Source organism: Albidovulum sp. (assembly GCF_049646345.1).
Classification (GTDB): Bacteria; Pseudomonadota; Alphaproteobacteria; order Rhodobacterales; family Rhodobacteraceae; genus Albidovulum.
Map to the genome: position 1 here is coordinate 1 of NZ_JBARVQ010000293.1, position 7,571 is coordinate 7,571.

The window sequence follows — 7,571 nt, forward strand, 5'->3', positions numbered from 1 at the left end:
GCCGCGCGGGCGAAGAGCTTTACTGCCAGGTCGGGGTCGCGGCGCAGACCCAGACCGCCCTGATAGTGAAGAAAGCCCAGATCGTTGATCGCGTCGGCAAAGTCGAGCGCGGCGGCACTTTCGTAAAGCTGAAGCGCCCGCGCGTCATCCTGCGCGACACCTGTTCCGCTTTCATAAAGGCGGGCGAGTTCGTGCATCGCTTCGGGCGATCCGGCGGTGGCGGCGCGCTCCAGATAGGCCGCCGCATCGGCTGGCGCATAACCTTTGTAGTTCGGATTGAGCCGCATATAGGCCAACCCCAGCATTGCCCGTGTATCGCCATCCTTGGCCAGCAATTCCAACTGCGCGGCCTGTTCACTGCGCAAGGCTGACCAGGCCTGGCTCAGATCGTCGACGGCCAGTTCCGCCCGCGCCTCAGGTGCACCCGCGATGTAGTAGGGCATGCCGGGAAGCGAACCATAGGTATGCGGTTCCTGCCGATTGCCGGTCGTCTGCATCACCTCGTCGCGGATCTGGCGGAACATCAGGCTGATCTCCACCCCCGGCTCAGCCAGCTTTTCCGACAGCGCCAGCGCGAAGGGGCTGTTATTGCCGTCGCCATCCAGCGCGACCTGTCCGTCGCGGGCGGCAAAAGCGACCAAAGTGCCGCGATCAGGCGTGGGTGGTGCCAGCCCACCGCTGCCGCGTGTGCCGGTTGTGGCCCCTCCGGTTTGCACACCGGTTTCGGTGGCGATGACATCACCGAAGGGATTATCGCGGCAACTGTCGAGGATCACGATCCGCATCTTGCGCGCCCGGTCGACCGCGGTCAGGAAATCCCTGAGCGACACCGATTGCTGCTGGATGTCCCGGTTCGACCGTACCGCCGCATCCACTGGAATCAGGAAGTTTTCGCCCTGAACCTCGACCCCATGACCGGCGAAATAGATCAGTGCGAGGTCGGCCGTCTCGGACCGGAACGAGAAATCGTCAAGTGCCGCGCGCAATTCCTTCTGCGGGGCGTCGATAAGGGTCGTGACCTCGAACCCGATCCGCCCGAGCGTTTCGGAAATGTCCCGTGCGTCATGCGTAGTGTTTCGAAGCTGCGGGATATGGCTGTACTTGGCCATGCCGACCACCAAAGCCAGCCGGTCGGCGGCAAAAGTCGCCTGAGGCATGACAAAGGCCAGAACCGTGTAAACTATTACTTTCCGCAGCGAGTCTGGCAGCATCATCACCGGCCTCCATGCTCGCATAGATCAAAATGTATGGGGCCATCATACGCCGACTTGGGGCGATTCCTATTCAGGTTCTCATTACCTTGGGGCGATTTCCAAACCGAAGCCTTTGACTTCCTTCTGTCCGACCGCAAAGCTCTGGGGCGGGTAACAGGAAGGAGAGGGCATGAGCGGCAAGATCGTCATCCTTGGCATCTTTGTGGCCGATACATCCTACCGGGCCGAGCGTCAGCCAAGGATGGGCGAGACCATTCTGGGCAAGAGTTTCGCGCTGGGGCCGGGTGGAAAGGGGTCGAACCAGTCGGTCGCGGCGGCGATGGCCGGGGGACGCGTGCATTTCATCACCCGGCTTGGCCGCGATCCCTTCGCCGATATGGCGCGTGCGATCTGGGAACCGGCCGGGGTTGTGCCGGAGGTGACGGAGGATCCGGAAAGCTATACCGGGGCCGCCTATATCTTTATCGAAGATGGGACCGGCAACAACGCGATCATCGTCTCGCCCGGTGCGGCGGCCAATATCTCGGTCGCCGATGTGGAAGGGCATGCGGGGCTGATCGGCGCTGCATCGGTCTTTGTCACCCAGCTTGAGCAACCTTTGCCCGCCGCACATCGGGGGCTGGAAATTGCTCGGGCCGGGGGCGTGACGACCATTCTGAACCCAGCCCCCGCCGCGCCCATTCCGGCAGAGATGGTGGCACTCTGCGACTACGTGACCCCGAATGAGACCGAAGCCGAAGGCATTACCGGCCTGCCGGTGACCTCGGTCGATGACGCGGTCAACGCGGCGCAAAAGCTGCGGGCGATGGGGGCGGGGGCTGCGATCCTGACGCTGGGCGAAAACGGCGCACTTTACCATGACGCCGACAGGACGGTGCATGTACCCCCTTTCAATGCCGGGCCGGTTGTTGAAACCACAGGTGCGGGTGATGCGTTCAACGGCGCATTCGCGGCAGCGCTTTCGCGCGGGTTGGACCCGGTCGAGGCGGTGCGGTTCGGTTGTGCCGGGGCAGGCATCTCTGTCACCCGGCCGGGGACTGCGGCCTCAATGCCCTCATTGCAAGAGATCGAGGCGCTGCTGGCGCGCTGCTGACCCACGGGCGGATCCTTCGCCCGGTTCCAACAGCGCTATTGACACAGGCTCCGCCTCCGCTGCATTGTTGAATGAACGATCGTCCATTTTTTTGCGGATCACGGGGGACGCACCCCCGGACCAGAGGTGGAAACGGGGACTTGCAATCGGAAGCGTCCAAAGGACTGGCCCTCAGCGCCCCGGCATCGGTCTATGTCGGGTTTCTGGTGGCAGTGCCTCTGGGTATCCTTGTCGTCTATAGCTTCTGGACCCAGACCTATGTGGAGATCGACCGCACCTTTACATTAGCGAATTACCGTGAGGCGCTGACCGATCCGCTGGTCCGCCATCTGCTGATCCGCTCGGTCTTGATCGCGGCGGGGGTGACGGCGGCGACGGTGGCTTTGGCCTATCCCATCGCCTATTTCATCGCCTTCCGGACGCAGAAGAAGACGCTCTGGCTGCTCTTGATCACCATTCCCTTCTGGTCGAGCTACCTGTTGCGCGTCTTTGCCTGGAAGCTGATCCTCGGCTTCAACGGGGTGATGAACAGCGCGCTGATCGGTCTTGGCCTGATCGATGAGCCGCTGACCTTCCTCCTCTACAATGAAATGGCGGTGGTCCTGACGCTGGCCCATGCCTGGGCGCCTTTCGCGATCCTACCGATCTATGTCTCGCTGCAAAAGATCGACCGCAGCCTGCTGGAGGCCGCGACCGACCTTGGCGCCGGGCGGCTGGAGCGGTTTTTCCGGGTCACGTTGCCCCTGACTATTCCGGGGATCATTGCCGCCTCGCTCATCATCTTCATCCCGACCGTGGGGGATTATGTGACGCCCGCGCTGGTCGGCGGATCGGACGGAAAGATGATCGCCAACCTTATTCAGGTTCAGTTCGGTGCGGCCAATAACTGGCCCTTGGGGGCGACGCTGTCGCTGATGGCGATGCTGTCGGTCGGCTTCGTTGCGATCCTTTTTGTCCTCGCCGCCCGCGGGCTTGGCCGGAGGATCAGATGACCCGGTTGCGCTTCGACGGTCTGGCACTCTACGCCCTTCTCTATCTGGTGTTCCTGTATCTGCCGGTTCTGTTCCTGCCGCTCTTTTCCTTCAACGACGGCACCATCGTCGCCTTCCCGCTGAAAGGGTTCACGCTGAAATGGTATGGGCAACTGGGCGAGGCGGATACGCTCATACAGGCGCTTTTCAACAGCCTGATTGTCGGTGGGGTCACGGCGATCGTGGCGACCGGGATGGGTCTGTTCGCCGCCCGCGCCTATGTCCGCTACACGTTCAAGGGGCGGGAACTGTCTGAAGGGCTGGTTATGCTGCCCCTTGTGATCCCCGGCATCATCGTCGCCTCGTCGATGCTGATCCTCTTCATTTCCATGGGCCTGCAACCGTCGCTGGCGACCGTGATCCTTGGCCATGTCTTCGTGGCCTTGCCCTTTGCCGTCTCGATCATGAAATCGGCCTTCGACGAATTCGACCAGTCGCTGGAAGAGGCGGCTTACGACCTTGGCGAGACCGTCATCGGCACCTTTCGCCGGGTGACGCTGCCGATCGTCGCGCCCGGCATCATCTCCAGCCTGCTTGTCACCTTCACCGTCTCGTTCGACGAGTTTGTGCTGGCCTTCTTCCTCTCGGGCAATCAGCCGACCCTGCCGGTCTATATCTGGAGCCAGATCCGCTTCCCGGCGAAACTGCCCAATACACTAGCGCTGGGCTCGCTTTTGCTGCTGGCCTCCGTCGCGCTTCTTCTGACCGCCGAATATTTCCGCCGCCGCTCCGTCCGGCGCGCGGCCTGATCCCGGAACCTGACATGAGTGAAGACAACATCATCGAACTGAAGGGCGTCGAAAAGCGGTTCGGCAGTTTCGTTGCCGTGACCGGGCTGGATTTGGCGTTGCGCAAGGGCGAGTTCTTTTCGCTTCTCGGTCCCTCGGGCTGCGGCAAGACAACGGCCCTGCGCATGATCGCGGGCTTTCAGGAGCCCGATGAGGGCGAGCTTCTGATCGACGGTCAGCAGATGCGCGGCATTCCGGCGAACAAGCGTCCGACCAATATGGTCTTTCAGTCCTACGCGATCTTTCCGCATCTGAATGTGGGCGACAACGTCGCCTTCGGTCTGAAGAAATCGGGGTTGTCGAAAACCGAGATGGCGCAGCGTATCGACGAGGCGCTGCAGATGGTGGAACTGGGCGGGTTGCAGGCCCGCCGTGCCGATGAGCTGTCGGGTGGCCAGCGTCAGCGTGTGGCGCTGGCCCGCGCGCTGGTGCTGCGGCCGAAAGTGCTGCTCTTGGACGAACCGCTTTCCGCGCTCGACAAGAAGCTGCGCGAGGCGATGCAGCTTGAGCTGCGCCGTCTGCAGCAATCCATCGGCATCACCTTCGTCATGGTCACCCATGACCAGTATGAGGCGATGACAATGTCCGATCGGATCGGCGTGATGTTCAAGGGCCGGCTGGTGCAGGTCGACAGCCCGTCGGTGCTTTATGCCAAGCCCTGCAACCGTAACGTTGCAGCCTTTATCGGCGGCATGAACTTTCTGCCCGCCACCGTGACGGGCGAAAGCGGTGACCGGTTGGATATCGACACTGCCGGGTTCGGACGGATGCAGATCGCCGCCAATCCGAATGTTGATGCCCATGACCGCGATCTGCTGGTCGGCGTCCGTCCCGAACAGCTTGAAATCAAAGCAACGAAACCGGAAGGCTATGACACCACCGTCAAGGGCACCGTCACCGATGTCGCCTTCTACGGCGAGACGGTGCACTATTACGTCAGGATCGACGGGGTCGAAGAACCGTTTGCTGTATCGGTCCCCAACTATTTCCACACGGTCGATCATCAGCGCGGCGATACCGTCTGGCTGGGGGTGCAGAGCGCATCGGTCATCGACCTTGGCAAACGCGAATAAATAAGGGAGGAAGACATGAAACACATTCTGGCAACGGGTGCCGCCACGGCGCTTCTGGCCTCGACGGCCTTTGCGGGCGGCGCGGACCTGAGCGTATTCGACTGGTCGGGATACGAGGATCAGGGGTTCTACGGCGCCTATATGGAGAAGTACGGCGAGGCGCCGAGTTATACCTATTTCGGCTCTCAGGAAGAGGCGTTCACCAAGCTGCAATCGGGTTTTACCGCCGACCTCGCCCATCCCTGCACCGATGCGGTGCGCAAATGGGTGGCGGCCGATCTGCTGGTGCCGCTTGACCCGGCGAAGCTGACCAACTGGGATGCGATGCTTCCCAAGATCAAGGAAGTGGACGGCATCGTCATCGACGATCAGGTCTGGATGATGCCTTTCGAATGGGGCAACACGGGCCTCATCTACCGCACCGACAAGATCGCCGATGACCAGATCTCGCTGCAGTTGCTGGCCGATCCGGCCTATCAGGGCAAGATCTCCATCCCCGATGCGGCCTCTTCGGCCTATGCGCTGGCGGCACTCGCCACCGGCAACGCCGTGAACTACACCAACATGAACGACGAACAGTTCCAGCAGGCGTCGGACTACCTGCGCTCGATCCATCCGAACATGCGCTTCTACTGGTCGGATGCCGGGCAGCTCGATCAGGCGATGGCCTCGGGCGAGGTTGAGATGGGCTGGGCCTGGAACCAGTCGGAACTGAACCTGATCTGGAACGAGACGCCCGCCAAGATGATGCGCGACGTCGACAAGGGCATCGCAACATGGGTCTGCGGCTATGTGCGGCTGAAAAGCTCTACCGCCTCGGACGAACAGATCTATGACATGCTGAACGCGCTGTCGGATGAGGCCAGCGGCAAATACATCATCGAAAGTTGGGGCTATGCCCATGCCAGTGCGGCGGCTTTCCAGTCGGCGGATCAGGAGCTGATCTCCACCTACGGCTTTGACGATGTGGACAGCTTTTTCAACGGCAGCCTGTTCTTCGATGCCGTGACCCCCGAGCTTGAGGCGAAAATGCTGAAAGAGTTCGAGCGCATCAAAGCGGGTTTCTGAAGCCACAGGGCCGGGCGGTTTCGCCCGGCCGTTCCGTTCAATTCGAGTTGACCCATGACTGACGCCGACCGCTACGCGGTTCTGTTCGAGCCCGTGCGCATCGGGCCGGTCACCGCCCGCAACCGCTTTTATCAGGTGCCGCATTGCAACGGTCTCGGCCATCTCCGGCCGCGGGCCGAAGCGGCCATGCGCGGGATGAAGGCCGAGGGCGGCTGGGGTGTCGTTTCCACGCAGGAGACGGAGATTCACCCGAGTTCCGATCTTTCACCCTATCCCGAGCAGCGGTTATGGGATGAGCGCGACATTCCCGCCTTGCGGCTGATGACAGATGCGGTCCATGCCCATGGCTCGCTTGCTGCGATCGAGCTTGCCCATAACGGTAGCCACTCGGCGAACCATCTCAGCCGCGCACCGATCCTGGCACCCTCGGACATATCGCTCGACATTGCCTATCCCAAGCAGGCCCGGGGGATGGACAAGGCCGATATCCGGGCACTGCGGCAGTGGCACCGGAAGGCCGCACTTCGGGCGCGGGATGCGGGGTTTGACATCATCTATGTCTATGCTGGCCATCGCATGACACTGCCACATCAGTTCCTGTTGCCTGACCTCAACCAGCGCAGCGATGAATATGGCGGATCGCTGGAAAACCGGGTCCGGCTGATGCGGGAGCTTCTGGAGGATACGCGCGAGGCGGTCGGTGATACCTGCGCTGTGGCCCTGCGCTTTGCCGTCGATGAGATGCGCGGGCCCGACGGGATGCAGGCGGCCGAGGAAGGCCGGGCGGTTGTCGAGATGCTGGCGGAGTTGCCGGACCTGTGGGACGTCAATATCTCTGACTGGTCCGAGGACAGCGTTACAACGCGGTTCCAGCCGCAGGACGGCTATCAGAACGACGTCATCCGTTTCGTCAAAACCGTGACGACCAAGCCGGTCGTCGCGGTGGGGCGTCTGACCTCGCCCGATCTCATGTGTTCGATGATCCGGCAGGGCATCACCGATTTCATCGGCGCCGCACGCCCCTCCATCGCCGATCCGTTCCTGCCCGAGAAGATCCGGCAGGGACGGGTCGACCAGGTCCGTGAATGCATCGGCTGCAACATCTGCGTGTCGAGCGATAATCTCGGTATTCCGATCCGCTGCACCCAGAACCCGACGATGGGCGAAGAGTGGCGGCGTGGCTGGCACCCAGAGCGAATCGCACCGGTACGCGGGGCGGAAGAGGCATTGGTGATCGGCGGCGGACCTGCGGGGCTGGAATGCGCGATGCAGCTGGCCCGGCGCGGTTGCCGGGTGACGCTGGC

The 7,571-nt window shown here is 62.0% G+C and carries 7 protein-coding genes; 6 read left to right on the top strand and 1 reads right to left on the bottom strand.

Going from position 1 to position 7,571, the window contains the following annotated elements; all coding sequences use genetic code 11:
• The coding region (locus WBB85_RS07310) for a caspase family protein (protein WP_432637964.1) at positions 1–1,214 on the bottom strand (1,214 nt) is incomplete at its 3' end.
• A 169-nt stretch (positions 1,215–1,383) separates the two neighbouring features.
• On the opposite strand from WBB85_RS07310, the gene WBB85_RS07315 reads away from it, so the two are divergent.
• The 6 genes from WBB85_RS07315 to WBB85_RS07340 all read left to right on the top strand — a co-directional run.
• On the top strand, positions 1,384–2,307 hold the full coding sequence (locus WBB85_RS07315) for a ribokinase (protein WP_432637965.1): 924 nt from the start codon (positions 1,384–1,386) through the stop codon (positions 2,305–2,307).
• Between the two features lie 140 nt (positions 2,308–2,447).
• Entirely contained in the window at positions 2,448–3,299 is an 852-nt protein-coding gene (locus tag WBB85_RS07320; protein ID WP_432637966.1) for an ABC transporter permease, read from the top strand.
• Positions 3,296–4,087 (top strand): ABC transporter permease, encoded by a 792-nt coding sequence (locus WBB85_RS07325; RefSeq protein WP_432637967.1) that lies wholly within the window; start codon positions 3,296–3,298, stop codon positions 4,085–4,087. Before WBB85_RS07320 ends, WBB85_RS07325 begins: the two co-directional genes overlap by 4 nt.
• Positions 4,088–4,101: 14 nt before the next feature.
• Positions 4,102–5,199: an ABC transporter ATP-binding protein gene (locus WBB85_RS07330; RefSeq protein WP_432637968.1), complete on the top strand. Its 1,098-nt coding sequence runs from the start codon at positions 4,102–4,104 to the stop codon at positions 5,197–5,199.
• 15 nt (positions 5,200–5,214) lie between these two features.
• A complete protein-coding gene (locus WBB85_RS07335; RefSeq protein ID WP_432637969.1) occupies positions 5,215–6,267 on the top strand; it encodes an ABC transporter substrate-binding protein in 1,053 nt (350 codons plus the stop codon).
• Between the two features lie 54 nt (positions 6,268–6,321).
• Positions 6,322–7,571, top strand: a 1,250-nt coding sequence (locus WBB85_RS07340) for an NAD-binding protein (protein ID WP_432637970.1), incomplete at its 3' end; no start/stop codon positions are given.

Coding starts and splice junctions, on each gene's coding strand:
- WBB85_RS07315 (WP_432637965.1), top strand. CDS start 1,384: ATGAGCGGCAAGATCGTCATCCTTGGCATCTTTGTGGCCGATACATCC.
- WBB85_RS07325 (WP_432637967.1), top strand. CDS start 3,296: ATGACCCGGTTGCGCTTCGACGGTCTGGCACTCTACGCCCTTCTCTAT.
- WBB85_RS07330 (WP_432637968.1), top strand. CDS start 4,102: ATGAGTGAAGACAACATCATCGAACTGAAGGGCGTCGAAAAGCGGTTC.
- WBB85_RS07335 (WP_432637969.1), top strand. CDS start 5,215: ATGAAACACATTCTGGCAACGGGTGCCGCCACGGCGCTTCTGGCCTCG.